At 57.9% G+C, this 19,794-nt stretch carries 21 protein-coding genes; 15 read left to right on the plus strand and 6 right to left on the minus strand.

The window, feature by feature from the left end; translation table 11 throughout:
* Positions 1–165 precede the first annotated feature (165 nt).
* Genes pgsA through GOV85_RS13495 form a run of 3 tightly spaced genes read left to right on the plus strand, consistent with a single transcriptional unit; the run spans position 166 to position 1,530 of the window.
* Positions 166–834: a CDP-diacylglycerol--glycerol-3-phosphate 3-phosphatidyltransferase gene (gene pgsA / locus GOV85_RS13485; RefSeq protein WP_171093855.1), complete on the plus strand. Its 669-nt coding sequence runs from the start codon at positions 166–168 to the stop codon at positions 832–834.
* Between the two features lie 3 nt (positions 835–837).
* A complete protein-coding gene (moaD, locus tag GOV85_RS13490) occupies positions 838–1,083 on the plus strand; it encodes a molybdopterin converting factor subunit 1 (protein WP_171178980.1) in 246 nt (81 codons plus the stop codon).
* A gap of 3 nt (positions 1,084–1,086) precedes the next feature.
* Positions 1,087–1,530 (plus strand): molybdenum cofactor biosynthesis protein MoaE, encoded by a 444-nt coding sequence (locus GOV85_RS13495; protein WP_171178982.1) that lies wholly within the window; start codon positions 1,087–1,089, stop codon positions 1,528–1,530.
* Between the two features lie 46 nt (positions 1,531–1,576).
* Here GOV85_RS13495 and GOV85_RS13500 read toward each other — a convergent pair whose 3' ends face one another.
* Entirely contained in the window at positions 1,577–2,107 is a 531-nt protein-coding gene (locus GOV85_RS13500; protein WP_171178984.1) for a hypothetical protein, read from the minus strand.
* A gap of 362 nt (positions 2,108–2,469) precedes the next feature.
* Here GOV85_RS13500 and GOV85_RS13505 point away from each other — a divergent pair, with 362 nt between their 5' ends.
* Positions 2,470–3,678, plus strand: coding sequence for a PLP-dependent aspartate aminotransferase family protein (locus GOV85_RS13505; protein ID WP_171178986.1), 1,209 nt, complete (start codon positions 2,470–2,472; stop codon positions 3,676–3,678).
* A 21-nt stretch (positions 3,679–3,699) separates the two neighbouring features.
* Here GOV85_RS13505 and GOV85_RS13510 read toward each other — a convergent pair whose 3' ends face one another.
* The 3 genes from GOV85_RS13510 to ubiA form a co-directional block, all read right to left on the minus strand.
* Entirely contained in the window at positions 3,700–4,020 is a 321-nt protein-coding gene (locus GOV85_RS13510) for a hypothetical protein (protein ID WP_050603973.1), read from the minus strand.
* 1 nt (position 4,021) lies between these two features.
* Positions 4,022–5,947, minus strand: a complete 1,926-nt coding sequence (locus GOV85_RS13515; protein WP_171178988.1) for an OmpA family protein — start codon at positions 5,945–5,947, stop codon at positions 4,022–4,024.
* A 64-nt stretch (positions 5,948–6,011) separates the two neighbouring features.
* Positions 6,012–6,974, minus strand: a complete 963-nt coding sequence (gene ubiA, locus GOV85_RS13520) for a 4-hydroxybenzoate octaprenyltransferase (protein WP_171178990.1) — start codon at positions 6,972–6,974, stop codon at positions 6,012–6,014.
* A gap of 12 nt (positions 6,975–6,986) precedes the next feature.
* On the opposite strand from ubiA, the gene GOV85_RS13525 reads away from it, so the two are divergent.
* The 9 genes from GOV85_RS13525 (at position 6,987) to GOV85_RS13565 (ending at position 16,124) form a co-directional block, all read left to right on the plus strand.
* A complete protein-coding gene (locus tag GOV85_RS13525; protein WP_171178992.1) occupies positions 6,987–7,712 on the plus strand; it encodes a 16S rRNA (uracil(1498)-N(3))-methyltransferase in 726 nt (241 codons plus the stop codon).
* Positions 7,709–8,518 carry a hypothetical protein gene (locus GOV85_RS13530; RefSeq protein ID WP_171178994.1) on the plus strand — a complete coding sequence of 270 codons (810 nt, stop codon included), beginning with the start codon at positions 7,709–7,711 and terminating at the stop codon, positions 8,516–8,518. The genes GOV85_RS13525 and GOV85_RS13530 overlap by 4 nt, the downstream gene beginning before the upstream one ends.
* Entirely contained in the window at positions 8,515–9,042 is a 528-nt protein-coding gene (locus tag GOV85_RS13535; protein WP_171178996.1) for a hypothetical protein, read from the plus strand. The genes GOV85_RS13530 and GOV85_RS13535 overlap by 4 nt, the downstream gene beginning before the upstream one ends.
* 65 nt (positions 9,043–9,107) lie before the next feature.
* On the plus strand, positions 9,108–10,478 hold the full coding sequence (locus GOV85_RS13540; RefSeq protein ID WP_171178998.1) for a glutamate--cysteine ligase: 1,371 nt from the start codon (positions 9,108–9,110) through the stop codon (positions 10,476–10,478).
* Positions 10,479–10,549: 71 nt separating this feature from the next.
* Positions 10,550–11,623 carry a phenylalanine--tRNA ligase subunit alpha gene (gene pheS / locus GOV85_RS13545; RefSeq protein ID WP_171179000.1) on the plus strand — a complete coding sequence of 358 codons (1,074 nt, stop codon included), beginning with the start codon at positions 10,550–10,552 and terminating at the stop codon, positions 11,621–11,623.
* Positions 11,620–12,027: a hypothetical protein gene (locus GOV85_RS13550; protein ID WP_171179002.1), complete on the plus strand. Its 408-nt coding sequence runs from the start codon at positions 11,620–11,622 to the stop codon at positions 12,025–12,027. Before pheS ends, GOV85_RS13550 begins: the two co-directional genes overlap by 4 nt.
* A gap of 286 nt (positions 12,028–12,313) precedes the next feature.
* Positions 12,314–13,120: a PHB depolymerase family esterase gene (locus GOV85_RS13555; protein ID WP_171179003.1), complete on the plus strand. Its 807-nt coding sequence runs from the start codon at positions 12,314–12,316 to the stop codon at positions 13,118–13,120.
* Positions 13,121–13,198: 78 nt separating this feature from the next.
* Positions 13,199–15,595, plus strand: coding sequence for a phenylalanine--tRNA ligase subunit beta (gene pheT, locus GOV85_RS13560; protein WP_171179005.1), 2,397 nt, complete (start codon positions 13,199–13,201; stop codon positions 15,593–15,595).
* An 82-nt stretch (positions 15,596–15,677) separates the two neighbouring features.
* The gene (locus GOV85_RS13565) at positions 15,678–16,124 is read left to right on the plus strand and encodes a YtoQ family protein (protein WP_171179007.1); all 447 of its coding nucleotides are present in this window, start codon (positions 15,678–15,680) and stop codon (positions 16,122–16,124) included.
* A 50-nt stretch (positions 16,125–16,174) separates the two neighbouring features.
* On the opposite strand, the gene GOV85_RS13570 is transcribed toward GOV85_RS13565, so the two are convergent.
* Complete coding sequence (locus GOV85_RS13570; protein WP_171179009.1) at positions 16,175–16,873, minus strand: glutathione S-transferase family protein; 699 nt, start codon at positions 16,871–16,873, stop codon at positions 16,175–16,177.
* A gap of 210 nt (positions 16,874–17,083) precedes the next feature.
* Here GOV85_RS13570 and GOV85_RS13575 point away from each other — a divergent pair, with 210 nt between their 5' ends.
* Positions 17,084–17,896: a mechanosensitive ion channel family protein gene (locus tag GOV85_RS13575; protein ID WP_174836591.1), complete on the plus strand. Its 813-nt coding sequence runs from the start codon at positions 17,084–17,086 to the stop codon at positions 17,894–17,896.
* A gap of 186 nt (positions 17,897–18,082) precedes the next feature.
* Here the strand turns inward: GOV85_RS13575 and ald are convergent, their stop codons facing one another.
* Entirely contained in the window at positions 18,083–19,198 is a 1,116-nt protein-coding gene (ald, locus tag GOV85_RS13580; RefSeq protein ID WP_171179013.1) for an alanine dehydrogenase, read from the minus strand.
* Between the two features lie 135 nt (positions 19,199–19,333).
* On the opposite strand from ald, the gene GOV85_RS13585 reads away from it, so the two are divergent.
* On the plus strand, positions 19,334–19,792 hold the full coding sequence (locus GOV85_RS13585) for an Lrp/AsnC family transcriptional regulator (protein ID WP_171179015.1): 459 nt from the start codon (positions 19,334–19,336) through the stop codon (positions 19,790–19,792).
* Positions 19,793–19,794: the final 2 nt, after the last annotated feature.

A 19,794-nucleotide genomic window follows, 5' to 3' on the forward strand; every position in this document is an offset into this window, starting at 1 on the left:
GACACTTCCGATCTGGGCTTTCGCCGCAATCTGACGGCAAAGCCCGGAAAGGCCAAGAGATACAGGACCAAAGGCCTGCGGCGCTTTGACCAAGCTTCTGTGATCCGCGCAGTTTTTTGTCTGATTGGCTTTTCTGTCCCGCAGCGTCGATATAGGGTCCCAGCCATGAAGTGGAACTTGCCCAATATTCTGACCGTCCTGCGCCTGTTGGCGGCGCCCGGTCTGGCAGTCATGTTTTTGTATTTCACCCGGCCATATGCGGATTGGTTCGCTTTGATCCTGTTTCTGTCGGCGGCTATTACCGATTGGTTCGATGGGTATCTGGCCCGCGCTTGGAAGCAGGAAACCAAGATCGGCGCGATGCTGGACCCGATTGCCGATAAGGCGATGGTAGTGATCGCATTGATGATCCTGGTGGGCTATTCGACAGAACACTGGACGCCGTGGCTGGTGCTGCCCGCGACGGTGATCCTGTTTCGCGAGGTTTTTGTCTCGGGTCTGCGCGAGTATCTGGGTGATGTAGCGGGGACACTCAAGGTTACGAAACTGGCCAAGTGGAAGACCACTGCGCAGATGATCGCCATCGCGGTTCTGTTTTCGCAAGGTATCTTTGAACACTATGCCGTGATGGCAAGTTTCGGCATGGATGCCGATCTGGTCGAGCAGATCATTGCGGGGCAGGTTGAAGACGTAAACCACCTGCGCTGGAATATTGAAGGCATGTACTGGGCTGGCCAAATCGGGCTGTGGCTTTTGTGGATCGCCGCAACACTGACATTGATCACCGGCTATGACTACCTACGTAAAGCCATGCCGCATCTTAAGGAGAGCTAAGCGATGGATGTGCTGTACTTTGCATGGGTGCGCGAACGCATCGGTTTGCCAAAAGAAAAAGTTGAGACAAGCGCTGCAACGGTCAGCGATCTGGTCTCGGAACTGTGCGCAAGGGAAGAGCGTTATGCGGCGGCCTTTGCCGATTTATCGGCCCTGCGGGTGGCACTGGACCAAGAGTTGTCGGATTTTGATGCCTCGCTGACCGGTGTGCGTGAGGTTGCGTTTTTCCCACCGATGACAGGCGGCTAAGCGATGAAGATTGCCGTTCAGGAAGAGCCATTCGATCTGGGCGCTGAGGCCAACGCCTTTGCCGCCGGGGATGATGCCAACGGTGCCATCGTCACCTTCACCGGCGTCGTACGCGATCTTGCAAGCGGTGATCTGGATGTCATGGAGATCGAACATTATCCGGGTATGACCGAACGAGCTCTGACCAAGATTGCCCAGGAAGCAAAGGATCGTTGGTCACTGGGCGATGTGTTGGTGATCCACCGCCACGGTCGCCTGGCCCCAGGCGACCGGATCATGATGGTGGCCACGGCTGCGCCGCATCGCAAAGATGCATTCGAGGCGGCTGAATACCTGATGGATTACCTGAAATCCCGCGCCCCGTTCTGGAAGAAAGAAATCACTGGGGCCGGTGCGGAATGGGTCGCCGCCAAGGACGAAGACGAAGACGCATTAACCCGGTGGTAGGAACGTCCGGCACCCAAGTTCAGGTGCCGGAGTTGAACACAAGACTTTAGTTGCTCTGTTCGGAATTACATGTGCGAGCGGCTTCAATGGCCTTCAGCGTTCCGTCCAGGCTTACAGTGAACGCGAACTCTTTTTCGGGGAACACCGTCATTTCGTATTTTTTCATAACGTCATCAACGAATTGCGCGTTGTTCGCCAAGATATAGCCTCCGGTATATCCTTCAGCCAAATGCTTGGTTTTCTTGCGTGCTTCGGCCTCATAAACGTTTCCGTCAAGTGACAAGAAGATTTTTTCCTTCTTACCTTTCAAGCCGATGTCGTTTTGCGTGAAGACACCAAGATAGCCCATTTCCTGATCTTTAGTCAGGCCCATTTGAACGACATTGTTGTTCTCATCCACGCGCTCAATCAAGCATGATCCACGTGTTTCATCGACAAAGATAGTCCAACCAGATTCTTCGCCCCATTTTGTAAAGGTGTCGTTCTCGGACGGTATCACATCGCTTGAGGCAAAAGCGGATGTCGCGGCAAGTGCTGTTAATGTTGCGGCAGTCTTCAATATTGGCTTGAGATACATAGTTCACTCCAGTTTTGTTGGATAGCAGACTTAAGTATGTGCAGGCAAAATCGCACCAATTCATATTATTGAATTTATTAATGAAGTTGAAGTCGAACTGGGCGTGTAGGCCAAAACACGCCGATCAATTCGTCTCTCACCTATCGTTTGTTCAGAACTGCTAATTAGCCTGTTCCGCTGATCCTTCCTCCAGTGTTGTAGTCTTCATGTTGGCAGACGCACTGAACCGCTATTGATGCAAAGCATAAAATGCGGGGTGAACGTTGTGGTCGTTTTTAAACTATACTTGGCACATTTCCCCTCTAGACGTTGGCGTTTGGGCTCGCGCTTAATCCGAACATACGGATCAAGAGGGCAACCCCATGAACAACGGATTGAGAAACAAGGGCCTTGCGACGCGGGCGATTCATGTGGGCGAAGAACCGGACCCGACCAACGGTGCATCTGCACCGGCTTTGCATATGTCCTCGACTTTTGTCACCGGCCAGGTGGCTGGGTTTTCCGCCCATGATCTCGAGGAAGAGGCCCCATACCTCTATGGGCGTTGGGCCAACCCCAACGTGCGGACGCTTGAAGCCAAAATAAGCGCGTTTGAAAGCACCGAGGATTGTATCTGTCTGGCGTCAGGCATGGCGGCTGCAACTGCGATTTTCCTGACGTTCCTGTCAGCCGGAGATCACGTGATCGTCTCTGACGTATCTTATGCGGGCGTGGCCGAGCTGGCGCGGGATACGCTGCCGCGCTTGGGGATCGAGGTCAGCACGGTCAACATGTCTGATCTGGCGGCGGTATCAGCGGCAATCAGGCCAAACACACGGCTGATTCATACGGAAACACCGGTTAACCCAATCGGGCGACTGACCGATCTGGCGGCGGTTTCCTCCATTGCACAAGATGCCGGGGCATTGTTGTCCTGTGATGCCACCTTTGCCTCTCCGCTGGGTCAACCCAGCAAAGATTTGGGCGTCGATCTGATCATGCACTCCGTGACCAAGTTCATAGGCGGTCATGGTGATGCCATTGGCGGAGCGGTGGCGGGCCGCAAAGAGTTGATTGAGAAGATTCGTAACGAGTCCGCCATTCATCACGGCAGCATCATGTCACCTTTCAACGCGTGGATGATTGCCCGGGGTATGGCCACTTTGCCGCTTCGAATGCAGGCACATCAGGCGGGTGCCATGGAGGTTGCCGAATGGCTTGAAACACGTGGGGCCGTCACCAAAGTCGTGTATCCGGGTCTGAAATCACACCCGCAATACGAATTGGCGCAACGGCAGATGCGAAACACATCCGGCATGATCACCTTTCAGGTGGGCGACAACGCGACCGGAGAAGCACTGGCCCAGCAGATGATCGATAAACTGAAAATCATTCACTATGCCGTGTCGCTGGGCCACCATCGCAGTCTGATTTTCTGGATGGGCACGGACGCGTTGATGCAGACCTCTTTCCGTCTGGAAGGGGCGCAGCTGGAAAGCTATCGGGACTATGCAGGGGACGGCGTGTTCAGGTTGTCGGTTGGCCTTGAAGACCCAGAGGACCTGATCGCCGATCTTGCGCAGGTTTTGTAATCCGCCCACGTGAGAGGCGCGTCAGTCGGCGTTGTTAATCCGCCCGCGTAATTCTTCGGCCTCTTGCCGCGCGGCACGCAGGCCGTCCATCGCGGCGGCCAGCTCAGCTTCGGTCTGCGTCAGTTGGTTGGTCAACTCGGCTTCGCGCTGTTGCAGATAAGTGATGGCCTGATCACGGGTTTCTTCGGCCTCGTGCAACTCCTGGCTCATCCGGTCCAGATCAGCAACGTCGCTTTGGCGTACGCGGGACAGGCGGTGAGCCAACCAGTTGGCAAACCATCCCATGCAGAAGGCCGCAAACAGAATGATGGCCGTGGCGATGATGAATTCGGTTCTGTTCAACTTACTGGTCCTCCGCATCCGCATCTGATGCGGTTGTGTCAGTCTGGTCTGTCTCGGGCGTGTCGGATTCTGTCTCAGTCTCAAGCGCTTCGAGACCTGTTTCGCCGGTTTCAACAGGTTCGGGACGGATCAGACGAAATTCAATTCGGCGGTTTTCTTCCCGACCTTCCTCGGTGTCGTTATCAGCGATGGGCTGCGTTTCGCCATATCCCACGGCGGTGTAGCTGCTGGTGGGAATGCGCCGTCCGCGCAACTCGTTCAGAATCGACTGCGCGCGTGCCTGGCTGAGCTGCTGGTTCATCTCTTCGCGGCCCTGGCTGTCGGTGTGGCCCTGAATCTCAAGGCGGATCGGTCCGCAGTCCCGCAAGATATCGGCAATCTGGTTCACCGTGTCGCGCGAATCTGAAGCAATCGTGGTTGATCCGGGTTCGAACGCGATTTTGCGAGAAGCCTGAACTTCAGCAATCTGTTGTTCGCAGACTTCCGGGTCGGGCAGGGCATCTTCAGGCTCTGGTGGAGGCTGATAAGTGATCATCAGGGTGAATTCCTGCCCCTCACCCAGCTTGTCCGACAACTGCCTTGCGATGCGGGCCTTGGCGTCTTCTTCGTGGCTGATCCCGCTCAGTTCGACCATTTCAGGTGTCACGGTCAATGCCCCGTTATGCAGCTGCGCCAACGCTTCGAGCCCGGCCAGAACACGCACAGGCCAATCTGCGGGAAGATCGGACACAATGCGTGTGGCGGTATAAACTTGATTAGAGCCAAATGCGGCACGGGCATAGCTGTCGACCATGTCCCGCAGGGTCTCATCGCCCAGGCGTCCCCGCAGTTGTACCAAGCCCTCAGGGCTGCGGGTTGCGGAAAACTCAACCGGGCCTGAAGCATCCGTAGTCTCGGGTTCCGGCAACACGGCGTGCAGTGCAAAGACCGGCGGCAAGGCAGTTTCAAGCTCACCCACCACCCGATCAAAAAGGGCAGGGTTTGTGCCTTGCGCCGCGACCAGCGTGATGTCCGCGTCAGACAGCGTCACGGTGCCCTTGCCGATTTCGGACAGAGCCTGAATGCTCTGTTCGGCGGCTTCGGGCCAGCGGGGTGAGGGTTCTCCCAGACCGATGGTGCAAGAATAGGTGCCTTGCAAGCCCGCCTCGCGCGCGGCGGCCACGATGCGGTCGCGCGCCTTTTCATCCTGGGCGGAACAGGCGTCAAACTGCCCGCCTTCATCATTTATCAGGTAGCGCAGTGTGAAGGGTGTGATGACGGGGCGAGGGGCCGAGATTGCCAAGCCGATGCGCAAACTGGGCGGCGCGGCGCGCGTCAGATCCTGTTCAAGCCGTTGTTTTTCCTCTTGGCTGTCCGCAATCGCGGTGATCTTGACCAAGCCAGAGCTGGCGGAAACTTTTGCACGAGGCAACCGCGCCAATGCTTCGATGGCGTAAGATATTGCGGCATCCCAGCCATCGGGCTTGGGATAATCTGCCGTTTCCATCAGATCCGACACTGCAACGCTCCGATCCAGGTTGCGCAGCCGGTCAATCAGGCTCGCCCTGTCCTCACTGGCGGGGATCAGACCGATGATCGAGATGCCGCCGTCATTGCGCAGGATTTCCGTCGAGAAGCGGGGTGGGGCCAGCGCCGAGGTGGCCTCGACCTCCATTTCGTCGATCACGCGGGATGTGTCGACTTCGGTCCCGGCCACAGTCAACGCGTTGAACCGTGTGGCCTCATCTGGTGCGGTGCCGGTCAGGATAACGCGCAAACCGTCGGATTCAACCTCGGCCCAGTTATGACCTTTGAGGTCCAGTGACCGCCTTACGGCGAATTCAGATGTCTCTTCGATTTTTGTGACGGCATAGCTGGCCGCCAACAGAGACAGCCCGGCTGAGACCAGAAAGATCAGTGAAACAGCGATAAAATACGGCAGACGCATGCTTGGGTTTGGCACTCCTCAGGCGTTTGGGCCGATCTTTACAGCCCTCATTCGACAGGTGCAATCAGAGCAGCAAGGCGACGCAAAGGAAGATCAGCGGAATCAAGCCGGTGTCGCGGTTGACCCGGAACAATTGCAGCAGCTTGGCGTTATCTTCCAGATCCAGACCGCGCAGCTGCCACATCATATGCCAGCCCATTGCCCAGGGACCGCAAAGCGCAACAACCAGCGCCAGAATCGAAGCATCCGGCACGCCTGCATCGATGATGGCCAATCCCATAAATGAAACGGTTGCCACCAGAAAGTACTTCAGCCACTTCGCCGTGTCTTCGCCAAACAGGCGTGCTGTGGATTTGATCCCCACCAACTCGTCATCCTCGGCGTCTTGATGGGCGTAGATCGTATCATAGAACAGAGTCCACGCGATCCCCGCCAGATATAGCGAAATTGCAGGCCACCCGACTGAGCCGCTATGCGCCGCCCAGGCCAGAAGCGCGCCCCAGTTGAAGGCCAGGCCCAGAAACACTTGCGGCCACCATGTGAACCGTTTGGCGTAAGGGTAAATTGTCACCGGCAGCAAGGACAGTACGCCCATCGCTATGGCCGCTTGATTGAAGCTGAGCAGAATGCCAAGTGCCAGCAGGCATTGCAGGATCATCCAGGCCGCTGCCTGTCGGACGCTGACCTGACCCGAGGGAATCGGGCGTGAACGTGTGCGTTCAACCTGCCCGTCGAAGTCCCGGTCTGTGATGTCGTTCCAGGTGCACCCCGCCCCCCGCATCAGAAAAGCGCCAAATGCGCAGCCAATGGCGATCCACAGATCTTCCCATCGGGGCTGGCCGTCATGCAGGATGGCCAAGGCCAAGCCCCACCAGCATGGAATCAGCAACAGCCATGTTCCAATGGGCCGGTCCGCGCGGCTGAGGCGCAGATAAGGGCGGGTGAAGGCTGGCGCATAGGTATCGACCCAGTTGCCGGTGACAGCATCGGTGACTTGACCGTCTGGTGTTGGGGCATTGCCTTGCATATGTAAGGTCTCATGAGTGCGAAGATCAGACTGTATGTAGAGCAGCCCTTGGGTCAGGGGCAATCGGTTCCTTTGACGCGCGACCAGGCGCATTATCTGTTTGGTGTGATGCGACTGACGGTTGGTGGGGCCGTAGCCTTGTTCAATGGCAAGGATGGCGAATGGCTGGCTGAAGTGGTCGAAGCCGGGAAACGTGGCGGCGTACTGAGCTGCACCACGCAGACCAAACCTTTGCAATTGCCGCCCGATTTGTGGTTTCTGTTTGCACCTATCAAAAAAGCCCGCACCGATTTTATCGTTGAAAAAGCTGCCGAAATGGGCGCGGCTCGCATCCTGCCGGTACAGACCGAGTTTACCAATTCCGAACGCATCCGTCAGGATCGCTTGCAGGCCCATGCGGTCGAGGCCGCGGAACAATGCGGCGGCACCTTCGTGCCCGAAGTTACCGATCTGCAGCGGCTGGATCGTGTCTTGGACAGTTGGCCCAAAGACCGTCAGCTGATGTTCTGCAACGAGGCCGAGGTCGGCTCAGCCCTGCGATTGGCCGCCAATGAAAAAGGACGGCCATGGGCGATTCTCGTCGGCCCCGAAGGTGGCTTTTCTGAGAAAGAACGCGCCCGACTGTCAGCTCTGCCATATGCGCATGTGGTCAGCCTTGGCCCGCGCATCCTGCGGGCGGATACGGCGGCTGTGGCGGCGTTGACGATGTGGCAGCAGGCACTGGGGGATTGGGCGTGACACCACCGCCCCGGCTGCACGTTTTAACGGCTTTGGGGTCAGATCAAGCAATTGTTTTGCGTCGAGGTCCGACCGACCAAGTTGCTGTATTGATGTGGGACCGCAGCGTCGGCACTGTAAGGCTTGGGCAATGGCTTGGGGCCCGAATCCACGAACACAGATGCGATCTTTCCCCGTCAGGCCGACATCTGGTCTATTTCGCGTGCAAAGGTGGTCGCTGCTGGACGGCCGTTTCCAAAGCGCCCTGGCTTACGGCGATCGCGTACTGGCCCCAATCCGACAGCTGGTTCGGCGGTGGCGCTTTCACTGCGGACGGCAGGCTTTGGCTGAACGGCGCAACGCCTCCTGAAGACCTGCCCGACGGCCTGAGAGCAGCCGAGGCCGACAGCTTCCCAAATTCGACCGACGGTTTTCACATGGGAGATCTCGTCTCATCTCGCCTGCAGCAAAGGGGTTGGGTCCGTGCGGGCGGCGAAAAGTATGAAATAGAACTGAGGCTGGACCTGGTCGAAAACTGGAGTCTGAGGCAAACATTCACGATTGGAGAAAATAACCGCGCACATATTTCCAGTCAGTATGCCTTGTTGCCACCTCACGACGGGCCGGCAATATGTTGCTCAGGATGGGAATGGGCGGACCGTTTTGGCGACTTGTTGCAATGGGCGGAAAACGGAAAGTTGTGGCAGACGCAGTTGGCCGATGCGGGTGGGATTGAAAATCGTCAACTGGTGCACGATTTCACGTCCATGCAGTTTGAAGCAATACAGGCACCGTATTCGGGCGTTTCTGTTGGAGAGTACAGATGAGTTTCATCCGACCCGAGGCAAAACTGGCGCTGTGGCGCTGGCGCGAAGTTTTGGTTGCTTTCTTTGTCCTAATCCTCGGCCTCAGCTGGGTCAGCGGGCCGGGTGGGTTGTTGGCATGGTTGGGCTGGTTCCTGATCTTGGTGTCTGTGGCATTGGCGGTCATTGGCATACAACGCGCCCGATTCAGAACCGGCGCAGGTGGGCAGGGTGTGGTGACCGTGGATGAAGGTCAGATCACCTATCTGGGTCCTTTGGATGGCGGCATCGTGGCGACTCGCGAGATTGAACGGCTTGCGCTCGACCCGACCTCAAGCCCGGCGCATTGGGTTTTGGATCAGTCGGGACAACCGGCGCTTCACATTCCTGTGAATGCAGAAGGGGCAGAGGCTTTGTTTGATGTGTTCTCTAGCCTGCCTGGGCTGAAAACCGAACAGATGCTGTCGGAACTCAACGGTAAATCACGACATCCCGTCGTCATCTGGGAACGCACCCCATCGCGCCCGGCACATTTGCGGTTGCATTGACACTGGCGCCATTTACGACCACGACTGACCTTCAAAACAGACACATCAGGATCGGAGCACGGTTCATGTCCATCCCTCAGTCCGGCGGCGGTCCGATCGAACGCCATGAGCAACTGGCCGAATATCTGGAATCAGGCTGCAAACCCAAAGAAGACTGGCGCATCGGCACCGAGCACGAAAAGTTCGGCTATTGCAAAGATACGCTGAAGCCGCTGCCGTTTGAAGGCAAACGCTCGATTGTGGCCGTGCTGGAAGGTCTGCGGGATCGCCATGGCTGGGGCGAAGTGCGCGAAGGCGACAAGCTGATCGGTCTTGAAAAAGACGGTGCAAATGTCAGCCTGGAACCCGGTGGCGCGCTGGAGCTTTCCGGTGCCCCGCTTGAGACGATCCACGAGACCTGCGATGAGGTAAACACCCACCTGCGTGAGGTGAAGGACATCGCCGACGAGATCGGCGTTGGTTTCATTGGTCTGGGCGCGGCCCCGATATGGACCCACGAGGAAATGCCGTTGATGCCGAAAGGGCGTTATCGGTTGATGAACGACTATATGGAAAAGGTCGGCACCATGGGCCGCGCCATGATGCGGCGCACTTGCACGGTTCAGGTCAATATCGACTTCGGGTCCGAGGCCGACATGGTGCAGAAACTGCGCGTTGCACTTGCGCTGCAACCTGTGGCGACCGCCTTGTTTGCCAATTCGCCTTTCTTTGAAGGCAAGCCCAATGGCCAGAAAAGCTGGCGCAGCCATATCTGGCGGCATCTGGACGACGCCCGGACGGGTATGCTGCCTTTTGTGTTCGAAGACGGCTTTGGGTTCGAACGGTACGTACAATATGCGCTGGATGTACCGATGTATTTTGTCTATCGCGACGGCCAGTATATCAACGCGCTAGGTATGTCGTTCCGCGACTTCCTCAAAGGGGAATTGCCTGCTCTGCCGGGTGAAACACCGACCCTCAGCGATTGGGCCGATCACCTGACCACGGCCTTCCCCGAAGCACGGATCAAGAAATACATGGAGATGCGCGGGGCGGATGGTGGCCCGTGGCGTCGCTTGTGTGCGCTGCCCGCCTTCTGGGTTGGTTTGACTTACGATCAGGGCGCGCTGGACGCGGCGTGGGATTTGGTCAAGGGCTGGGATGCGGAAACGCGCGAGGAACTGCGCGTGCAAGCTGCAGTCAATGGCCTTCAGGCGCAGGTCGGTGACATCAAAATGCACGATCTGGCGCGCGAGGTTGTTGCGATCTCTGAGGCCGGGTTGAAGGCCCGCGCGCGCGCCGGTGCTGGGGGGCTGGTCCCGGATGAGACACATTTCCTGAACGCGCTCAAGGAAAGCATCGACACTGGTAAGGTTCCGGCAGATGAGTTGCTGGATCACTACAATGGCGACTGGAATGGCGACCTGACCCGGATTTTCCCGGAATACAGCTATTGATCCGCACCGTCCCGCTTGCATTCGCGGGGCGGGGCCGATAGCAGGTTCTCGACAAAATTCAGAGGGCCGTCATGGACGATCTTAAGGCAAAATATCTGGGCCAAATCGCCGAAGCAGGCGACGAAAACGCGCTTGAGGCGATCCGCGTCGCGGCTGTCGGTAAAAAAGGCGAGGTCGCGTTGAAGATGCGCGAGCTGGGCAAGATGACGCCCGAGGAACGTCAGGTTGCAGGCCCCGCGCTGAACGCCCTGAAGGATGAGATCAACTCGGCGCTCTCTGCAAAAAAGGCCGCGTTGGCCGATGCCGCGCTGGATGAACGTCTGCGCACCGAATGGCTGGACGTCACCCTGCCGACCCGCGCGCGCCGTCAGGGCTCGATCCACCCGATCAGCCAGGCGACCGAGGAACTGACCGCGATCTTTGCCGAACTGGGCTTCTCGGTGGCCGAAGGGCCGCGGATCGAAACCGACTGGTACAATTTCGACGCCCTGAACATTCCCGGCCATCACCCCGCGCGGGCCGAGATGGATACGTTCTACATGCACCGCGCCGAGGGCGACAATCGCCCGCCGCATGTGCTGCGCACCCATACGTCTCCGGTGCAGATCCGGTCGATGGAGAAACAGGGCGCGCCGATCCGCGTGATCTGTCCGGGCGGCGTCTACCGCGCCGACTATGACCAGACCCACACGCCGATGTTCCATCAGGTCGAGGGGTTGGCGATTGATAAAGACATCTCGATGGCGAACCTGAAATGGGTTCTGGAAGAGTTCGTGAAAGCGTTTTTCGAGGTCGACGACGTCGAGCTGCGCTTCCGCGCCTCGCACTTCCCCTTCACCGAGCCGTCGGCCGAGGTCGATATCCGCTGTTCCTGGGATAACGGTCAGCTGAAGATCGGCGAGGGCGACGACTGGATGGAGATCCTCGGCTCCGGCATGGTCCACCCCAAGGTGATCGCCGCCGGTGGGATTGATCCTGAGGTCTATCAAGGCTTTGCCTTTGGTATCGGGATCGACCGCCTGGCGATGCTGAAATACGGTATTCCGGACCTGCGGGCGTTCTTTGATTCCGACCTGCGTTGGCTGCGGCACTATGGGTTTGCGGCGTTGGATATGCCGAACCTGCATGGTGGTTTGTCGCGGTGAGCAAAGACCGACGTGTTCGGAAGGCGATACTACAGCGATTTGAACAATCGCCAAACCAGTGGCTCCGACTAAAGCGAGCTTGGTCAGATGAGCATGGAAACCCCTTTGAGGATTCTCCTGACTGGTCTCGCGATGAGCTTTTTCAGATTTCGTTCTTAATGGACGAAGGTCTCTTCGAAGAAAAATATGAATCGAGTGCGACGTCGTCTTATCTCACTCCGGATGAGCCTGATGAATTTCGCTTGCGTTTGAATAGTAAGGGTTTTGATGAGCTTGAGAGACTGTCTCAGCCATTGTGGAAAAAATGGTTCGGTAACATTTTGTGCAACATCCCCACGGTTCTTGTTTCCGTTGTTACAGCGGTGTTGGTTGCGTGGGTGCTTAAAATTCTTGAACTTAGCTAAGTAGTTGAGGTTCTGCCTCGCGCGGAGCAAAGGCCGATAGGCCGCCGCGCTATCGGTCGTTCATTGCTGCGCCATTGGTTCAAGCCCAATGGGCGACACCGCCCGCACGGGCTGGCGATTTGTCTCCGCCAGCGCGACGTTCGAACAGCGCGCGGATTTGGCCTCCATAAACTACCCACCACCAATCAAGGATCGCCATCCCGCGGTCTGGCGACACCACTGCTTGTTACAGGTTCCCACGGGGTTGTGACGTGACTTGGCGCTCTGGCTGGCTAGGGTCAGGCGCATGATTTATCGACTGCTTTGCCTTCTGTTGCTGACCGCCTCACCCGCCTTCGCCATGGGACCATGGAACACCGACTGCCACGGCGATACGGCCTGTGAGGTCGGCGACCGCTCGTACCATGTGCTGGAACCCGAAGGATGGGACGGCGAAACGCCTCTGCCTGTGTTGCTGCATTTCCACGGCTGGGCGCGGCAGGGGACCGTGGTCGTGAACCATGAGCGCATTGCCGGAGCGACCAAGCTGCGGGGCGTGCTGCTGGTGGCCCCGAACGGGCTGGGCAAAAGCTGGAATTTCTGGACCTCGGACACTGGCGATGTGCCTTTTGCCGACCGGGTGCTGGAGGACGTGGCCAAGCGCTATCCGATTGAACCCGACCGCATCTATGTCTCGGGCTATTCCTTCGGCGGCGCGATGGCGTGGCGCTATGTGTGCCAGTCAGGCAACGACATCGCCGCTTTGCTGGCCGTTGCGGGCAGCATTCGCCAGACAGAAAACTGCCCCGAAGGCCCGCGTGAGGCGCGGCATGTGCATGGCCTCAGCGATACGGTGATGGATTTTCCTTATGGCGCGAATGGCGACACGACCTATCCGGTCTCGCTGTGGCGTGAAAAGTACAATTGCAACGGAGCAACCCCGCGCGGTGATTGGAGCGTAGTGCCGATCCTGACGCTCAGCCGCGTGGAATGGACCGATTGCGCACAGGGGCAGGTGGTGCTGGACACCCATCCGGGCGGGCATTTCATCCCGCATGGCTGGATCGGGCGTCAATTGGACGAGCTTTTGGGCCGCACCCCAACCTATCCATGACGCACAGCGCTTGCACCTTGGTCCATTCTTTGCCATTGCCTGTGCCGACTGGATATCTGCCAAAAAAGGCCCCGTGCAATGAAATTCACTCTGTCCTGGCTGAAAGACCACCTCGACACTGACGCTTCGGTTGATGAGATCGCCGAGGCGCTGACCGACCTTGGCCTCGAGGTCGAAGAGATCGTGAACCCGGCGGACCGGTTGGCAGGCTTTACGCTGGGCCATGTCAAACATGCCGAGAAACACCCGGACGCTGACAAGCTGCGGGTCTGCACGGTTGAAACAGATGAGGGTGATCTGCAAATCATCTGCGGGGCCCCGAACGCGCGTGAAGGCATCACCGTCGTGGTTTGCAAGCCGGGCATGTACATCCCCGGTCTGGATATCACCATCAGCGTCGGCAAGATCCGGGGCGTCGAAAGCTTTGGCATGATGGCCTCGGAACGTGAGCTGGAGCTGTCGGAGGAGCATGACGGCATCATTGAGCTACCCTCGGGTGAAGTTGGCGACAAATTTGTCGACTGGCTGGCCGAGAACGATCCGTCGAAGGTCGACCCGATGATCGAGATTGCGATTACGCCGAACCGGCCCGATGCGCTGGGCGTTGAGGGGATCGCGCGTGATCTGGCCGCGCGCGGTATCGGTACGCTGAAACAGCGTGACTATGCGCCGGTTCCCGGGGATTTCGAGTGCCCGATCAAGGTGAGCATTGACGAAGACACTTTGGACGGCGCACCGCATTTCACCGGGCGTTTGATCCGCGGTGTCAAGAACGGCCCCAGCCCACAGTGGCTGCAGGATCAGTTGAAAGCCATCGGTCTGCGCCCAATCTCGGCCTTGGTGGACATCACCAACTATATGACCTTCGACCACAACCGCCCGCTGCACGTGTTTGATGCGGATAAAGTGCAAGGCAACCTGCGGGTGCATCGCGCCAAAGGTGGCGAGACACTGGTGGCGCTGGATGAGAAAGAATACACCCTACAGCCAGGCATGATGGTGATTTCGGACGACAAAGGCCCGGAATCGATTGCCGGGATCATGGGGGGCGAGGAAACAGGCTGCACCGAAGAGACGGTTAACGTCTTCCTCGAAAGCGCGTTTTGGGATCATGTGCAGATTGCCCTTACGGGTCGCGCGCTCAAGATCAATTCGGACGCGCGGTACCGGTTCGAGCGCGGTGTTGATCCAGATTACACCCGTGAAGGGTTGGAACACGCAACCCAGATGATCCTGGATATCTGCGGCGGCGAAGCCTCCAACGTGGTCGAAGCGGGCAAGGCCCCGAACCACGGGCGGGCTTACAAGTTGGACGCGGCACGGGTGCAGTCTCTGGTCGGTATGGATATTCCGGAAAGCGAACAGCGTCAGACCCTGACCCGCCTTGGTTTCCGCCTTGAGGGTGAGATGGCTCATGTGCCAAGCTGGCGACCAGACGTTCTGGGCGAGGCCGATCTGGTGGAAGAGGTCGCGCGGATTGCGTCGCTGACCAAGTTGCAGGGCAAACCGCTGCCACGTGTGACGGATGGAATCCCGAAGGCGGTTATGACACCGACGCAGCGCCGCCAGTCCATGGCGCGCCGCACCTGCGCGGCGCTGGGCTACAATGAATGCGTGTCTTACACCTTCATCGATCAGGCGTCCGCAGCGCTGTTCGGTGGTGGCGACGATGCAACCCAACTGGAAAACCCAATCTCTTCCGAGATGAGCCACATGCGCCCGGATTTGCTGCCGGGTCTGTTGCAGGCCGCTGCCCGCAATCAGGCACGCGGCTATGCAGACGTGGCTCTGTTCGAGGTTGGCCCGGTGTTCCATGACGGTGAACCCGGCGACCAGAAAACCCAGATCACCGGCTTGCTGGTTGGGCGCTCCGGCCCCAAGGATGTGCACGGTGCTTCGCGGCCGGTGGACGTGTTTGACGCCAAGGCAGATGCTGAGGCTATACTGGCTGCCATCGGTGCACCGGCGAAGGTACAGATCCTGCGCGACGGGGATGCCTGGTGGCATCCGGGGCGTCACGGCAAGATTTGTTTGGGTCCGAAAAAGGTGCTGGGTGTGTTCGGTGAATTGCACCCGCGTGTGTTGCAGGCGATGGACATCAAGGGCCCAGCGATGGCGTTTACCATCTGGCCTGACGAGGTGCCTCTGCCCCGCAAATCAGGTGCCACCCGTGCCGCTTTGGAGCTGCGAGATCTGCAAGCGGTCGAACGTGACTTTGCCTTTGTCGTCGATGAAGGCGTCGAGGCGCTGACGTTGGTGAATGCTGCAGCGGGTGCTGACAAGGCGCTGATCGAGGATGTACGTGTCTTTGACGAATTCATCGGTGGCAGCTTGGGTGAAGGTAAGAAATCTCTGGCCATCACTGTGCGGTTGCAACCGACGGACACGACGCTGAAAGAAAAAGACATCGAGGCGGTGGCCGAAAAGATCATCGCCAAAGTCACGAAGGCGACCGGTGGCGTCCTGCGCGGGTAACTCAGGATCGCCATCGGCGATAGTATTCTTAAAAAGATGAAGGGGCCGACGACGCCTTTTCTGCGTTTGCGGAGGACTAAAGATGCTGAACGTTTACCTCTCGGGCGAAATTCACACCGACTGGCGGGAACAGATCATTGAGGGCGCGCAAGGGTTGGATATGACATTCAATAGCCCTGTGACCGATCATGCCGCCAGCGACGATTGCGGTGTGGCCATTCTAGGGGCCGAGCCGAACAAGTATTGGCATGACCACAAGGGCGCGATGGTCAATGCGATCCGCACACGCAAGGGGATTGCGGATGCGGACGTGGTGGTTGTCCGCTTCGGCGACAAGTACAAACAGTGGAACGCCGCCTTTGACGCAGGTTATGCGGCGGCGCTTGGCAAGTCGATCATCGTGCTGCACGGCCCTGATCATCAACACGCGCTGAAAGAAGTTGATGCTGCCGCGCTGGCCGTTGCTGAAGAACCTGCTCAGGTCGTTGAAATCCTGCGCTATGTTCTCATCGGCGCTTTGCCGGGCTGAGCAATGCGAGAAGGGTGCCGGCCAAGGCACCCTTTCATCTGCCAAGCCATTTAACCGCGCGCAGGTATGTTTTTGCCGCGTTGCACTGCCGGGCGCTGCATAAATCGGTCGACATAGGCGACGACATTGACGTGGTCGTCCCAGCCGACAACGTCTTTTGCGCCGTAGAAATCCAACGCATTCAGCCACGGGGCAAGGGCGATGTCTGCGACGGAAAACTCGCCAGCGATCCAGTCCTGCCCCTCCAACTGGGTGTTAACAACGTTTAAAAGGCGCTTGGCTTCGTTGAAATAGCGTTCGCGTGGGCGTGGATCTTCGATCTCGCTGCCTGCGAATTTGTAAAAAAAGCCAAGCTGACCGAACATTGGCCCAACGCCGCCCATCTGAAACATCAGCCATTGGGTGATACGGTGCTTGTCAGAGGCGCTTTGTCCCAGCAACTTTCCTGACTTCTCAGCTAGATACAGCAGGATCGCACCGCTTTCGAACAGGGCAAGCGGTTCACCGTCCGGGCCGTTGGGGTCAATAATGGCAGGGATTTTGTTGTTCGGATTCAGCGATAGAAACTCGGGGCTTTTGACATCTGCATCCGCGAGCGTTACCAGATGAGCCTCATAAGGCAGGCCGGTTTCCTCAAGCATGATCGATGCTTTGACGCCGTTTGGTGTCGGATAGGAGTAGAGTTGGATCTTGTCCGGGGATTGGGCAGGCCAGCGGGCCATAATCGGATGAGCTGTGTTGTCCGCCATTGGGGGCTCCTGTTTGAATATCTGTTGAAAGCTAGGGGCCAATCCGCCGTCATGTAAGCCCTTTGCCCTGTGCATCTCCGGTCAGGCCGTGTTTTTTGACGAACAACGGGGAAATCCGGCGAAACTCGCACCTAGACCGAAACGCAATCTTAGCTCACAATCCGGTGACCCCCCGCGAAAACCTCGCGGGTTTCTTGCTGTTGAAAGGAGATGCGCGTGGATGAGGTCGTAACACAGGTGGGCGAGTACGCCCCGCTGATCATGAATGCGGTCAAGGCGCTTGTCGTTCTGGTTCTGGGCTGGATTGTGGCTGGGGCAGTCGGAGGCATGGTGCGGCGTCGGATCAATTCCACTCCACATATCGATCCCACACTCGGGAACTTTATGGCGAGCCTTGTCAAATGGGCCATTCTGGCCATGGTTCTGGTTGCCGTCTTGGGCATATTCGGAATTCAGGCCACCAGTATCGTCGCCATTCTGGGTGCTGCGTCGCTGGCCATCGGTCTGGCGCTGCAAGGGACGCTCAGCGATTTGGCGGCTGGCGTTATGCTGGTGGTGTTCCGACCCTACAAGCTGGGCCAGTATGTGGATATCGGTGGCACGGCGGGGACGGTGAAGGACCTGAACCTCTTTACCACCGAGCTAGTGACACCAGACAATGTGCAGATCATCGTACCGAACGGTCAGTCCTGGGGTTCGATCATCACCAATTACTCTGCCCATGACACACGGCGTGTCGATCTGGTGTTCGGTATCGACTATGGCGACAGCGCTGACAAAGCGATGCAGATCATTCTGGATGTGGCCAAAGCTGACAGCCGTATTCACAGTGATCCTGAACCATGGGTCAAAGTCACGAACCTGGGCGACAGTTCGGTCGATCTGACGGCACGCCTTTGGTGCGATGCCGCCGACTATTGGGATGCGAAATTCGAGCTGACCAAAGCGATCAAGGAAGCCTTTGACGACAAAGGCATCTCGATTCCCTATCCCCACGCGGTGGAGATCCAGAAACAAGGCTGAGGGCTTCCGCCCGTCGATTGGGCGCTGGGATACTTTCGTTCCTTTGAGGCAGGCACCGCGCATTGGCGCGGTGCTTTTTTTGTGAGTTGCGGTGAATCAAAAAAGCGCCGCGCATATGGCGCGACGCTTTGCTCTCGTCTGAAAGGCGCCCTGGGAGAAGAGGCGCGGTCAGAGGCAGGAGCGTTCTTAGTTGAGCAGCGTTGTCGGGTCGACAACGTCAAGGTTTAGGGCAGTGCCAACCGCTTCGTAAGTCAGCTTGCCGGCGTGAACGTTCAGACCAGCCAACAGGTGCGCGTCGTCTTTGCAAGCCTGCTTCCAGCCCTTGCTTGCCAGCGACAGCATGAACGGCATGGTCGCGTTGCCCAGTGCAATGGTGGATGTGCGAGCAACCGCACCGGGCATGTTGGCGACGCAGTAGTGCATGATGCCGTCAACTTCGTACACCGGATCGGCATGCGTGGTGGCTTTGGACGTTTCGAAACAGCCGCCCTGGTCAATTGCGACGTCTACCAGAGCCGCGCCGGGCTTCATGGTTGACAACTGTTCGCGCGAGATCAGTTTCGGAGCTGCTGCGCCGGGGATCAGAACCGCACCGATCACCATGTCGGCTTCCTGAATCAACTCGGCGGTGGCACCGGCGGTCGAATACTGATTCTTGAAATGTCCGCCAAACACGTCGTCCAGATAACGCAAGCGCGGCAGCGAGCGGTCCAGGACGGTGACGTCAGCACCCATGCCGGCTGCGATCTTGGCTGCGTGCGTACCAACAACGCCGCCACCGATCACGATGACTTTGGCAGGGCCCACACCGGGTACGCCGCCCATCAGGACGCCGCGGCCGCCATTGGCCTTCTGCAGGGTCCACGAACCGACCTGAGGTGCCAGACGGCCCGCAACTTCGGACATTGGTGCCAGCAGAGGCAGGCCACCATTTGCATCGGTTACGGTCTCATACGCGATTGCGGTACAGCCCGACTCCAACAGGTCATGGGTCTGAGCCGGGTCGGGAGCCAGGTGCAGGTAAGTGAACAGCAACTGGCCTTCGCGCAGCATCTTGCGTTCAACGGCCTGAGGTTCCTTAACCTTTACGATCATGTCAGCCGTGGCAAACACTTCCTCTGCGGTGTCGATGATGCGCGCTCCTGCGGCAATGTAGGCGTCGTTGTCAAAACCGGCGCCGATACCTGCACCGCTTTCGATCAGTACTTCGTGACCGCGTGCGACCGCTTCCTGAGCAGCGTTGGGGGTCATGCCGACGCGAAATTCCTGGGGTTTGATTTCCTTGGGGCAACCGATTTTCATTGGGGTCTCCGTTCATAAGCTGCCTAAATTATGGGCAGTTTGGCTTGCAATTTCTGTGAAAGAAAACCTGCCATGGGAATTTTCTTTGGAAGAATTTCCTGTATATAGTAAAATTGTTGCAAAGGAATTGCGCGAATGGGCTTAGACACGACTGATAGAAAGATTCTGGCTGCTCTGCAGAAAAATGGCCGGATGTCGAACTCGGAGCTGTCTGACCAGGTCAACCTGTCCCCCTCCGCATGCCACCGGCGCGTTCAGCGTCTCGAGGTCGAAGGGTTCATTCGCAACTATGTGGCGTTGCTGGATGCTCGCAAGATGAACGTACCGACGACCGTCTTTGTCGAGATTACCCTGCAAGGCCAGGCCGAAGAGGTTCTGGATTCGTTTGAAAAGGCTGTAGCGCGTATCCCTGATGTATTGGAATGCCACCTGATGGCGGGAACTGCCGACTATATCCTGAAGGTGGTGGCAGAAAACACCGAGGATTTTGCGCGTATTCACCGGCAATACCTGTCGCGGTTGCCCGGGGTGGCGCAGATGCAAAGCTCTTTCGCTTTGCGCACTGTGTTCAAAACCACTGCACTGCCAGTCTGATC

Source organism: Ruegeria sp. HKCCA4633, from assembly GCF_013034605.1.
Classification (GTDB): Bacteria; Pseudomonadota; Alphaproteobacteria; order Rhodobacterales; family Rhodobacteraceae; genus Ruegeria.

Bases quoted from the DNA above. Each gene is read 5' to 3' on its own strand.
- GOV85_RS13555 (WP_171179003.1), top strand. From the start codon at position 12,314: ATGATTTATCGACTGCTTTGCCTTCTGTTGCTGACCGCCTCACCCGCC.
- GOV85_RS13525 (WP_171178992.1), top strand. From the start codon at position 6,987: ATGAGTGCGAAGATCAGACTGTATGTAGAGCAGCCCTTGGGTCAGGGG.
- GOV85_RS13570 (WP_171179009.1), bottom strand. From the start codon at position 16,873: ATGGCGGACAACACAGCTCATCCGATTATGGCCCGCTGGCCTGCCCAA.
- ubiA (WP_171178990.1), bottom strand. From the start codon at position 6,974: ATGCAAGGCAATGCCCCAACACCAGACGGTCAAGTCACCGATGCTGTC.
- GOV85_RS13575 (WP_174836591.1), top strand. From the start codon at position 17,084: ATGCGCGTGGATGAGGTCGTAACACAGGTGGGCGAGTACGCCCCGCTG.
- ald (WP_171179013.1), bottom strand. From the start codon at position 19,198: ATGAAAATCGGTTGCCCCAAGGAAATCAAACCCCAGGAATTTCGCGTC.
- GOV85_RS13515 (WP_171178988.1), bottom strand. From the start codon at position 5,947: ATGCGTCTGCCGTATTTTATCGCTGTTTCACTGATCTTTCTGGTCTCA.
- GOV85_RS13505 (WP_171178986.1), top strand. From the start codon at position 2,470: ATGAACAACGGATTGAGAAACAAGGGCCTTGCGACGCGGGCGATTCAT.
- pgsA (WP_171093855.1), top strand. From the start codon at position 166: ATGAAGTGGAACTTGCCCAATATTCTGACCGTCCTGCGCCTGTTGGCG.
- GOV85_RS13565 (WP_171179007.1), top strand. From the start codon at position 15,678: ATGCTGAACGTTTACCTCTCGGGCGAAATTCACACCGACTGGCGGGAA.
- GOV85_RS13535 (WP_171178996.1), top strand. From the start codon at position 8,515: ATGAGTTTCATCCGACCCGAGGCAAAACTGGCGCTGTGGCGCTGGCGC.
- pheS (WP_171179000.1), top strand. From the start codon at position 10,550: ATGGACGATCTTAAGGCAAAATATCTGGGCCAAATCGCCGAAGCAGGC.
- GOV85_RS13585 (WP_171179015.1), top strand. From the start codon at position 19,334: ATGGGCTTAGACACGACTGATAGAAAGATTCTGGCTGCTCTGCAGAAA.
- pheT (WP_171179005.1), top strand. From the start codon at position 13,199: ATGAAATTCACTCTGTCCTGGCTGAAAGACCACCTCGACACTGACGCT.
- GOV85_RS13500 (WP_171178984.1), bottom strand. From the start codon at position 2,107: ATGTATCTCAAGCCAATATTGAAGACTGCCGCAACATTAACAGCACTT.
- moaD (WP_171178980.1), top strand. From the start codon at position 838: ATGGATGTGCTGTACTTTGCATGGGTGCGCGAACGCATCGGTTTGCCA.
- GOV85_RS13495 (WP_171178982.1), top strand. From the start codon at position 1,087: ATGAAGATTGCCGTTCAGGAAGAGCCATTCGATCTGGGCGCTGAGGCC.
- GOV85_RS13540 (WP_171178998.1), top strand. From the start codon at position 9,108: ATGTCCATCCCTCAGTCCGGCGGCGGTCCGATCGAACGCCATGAGCAA.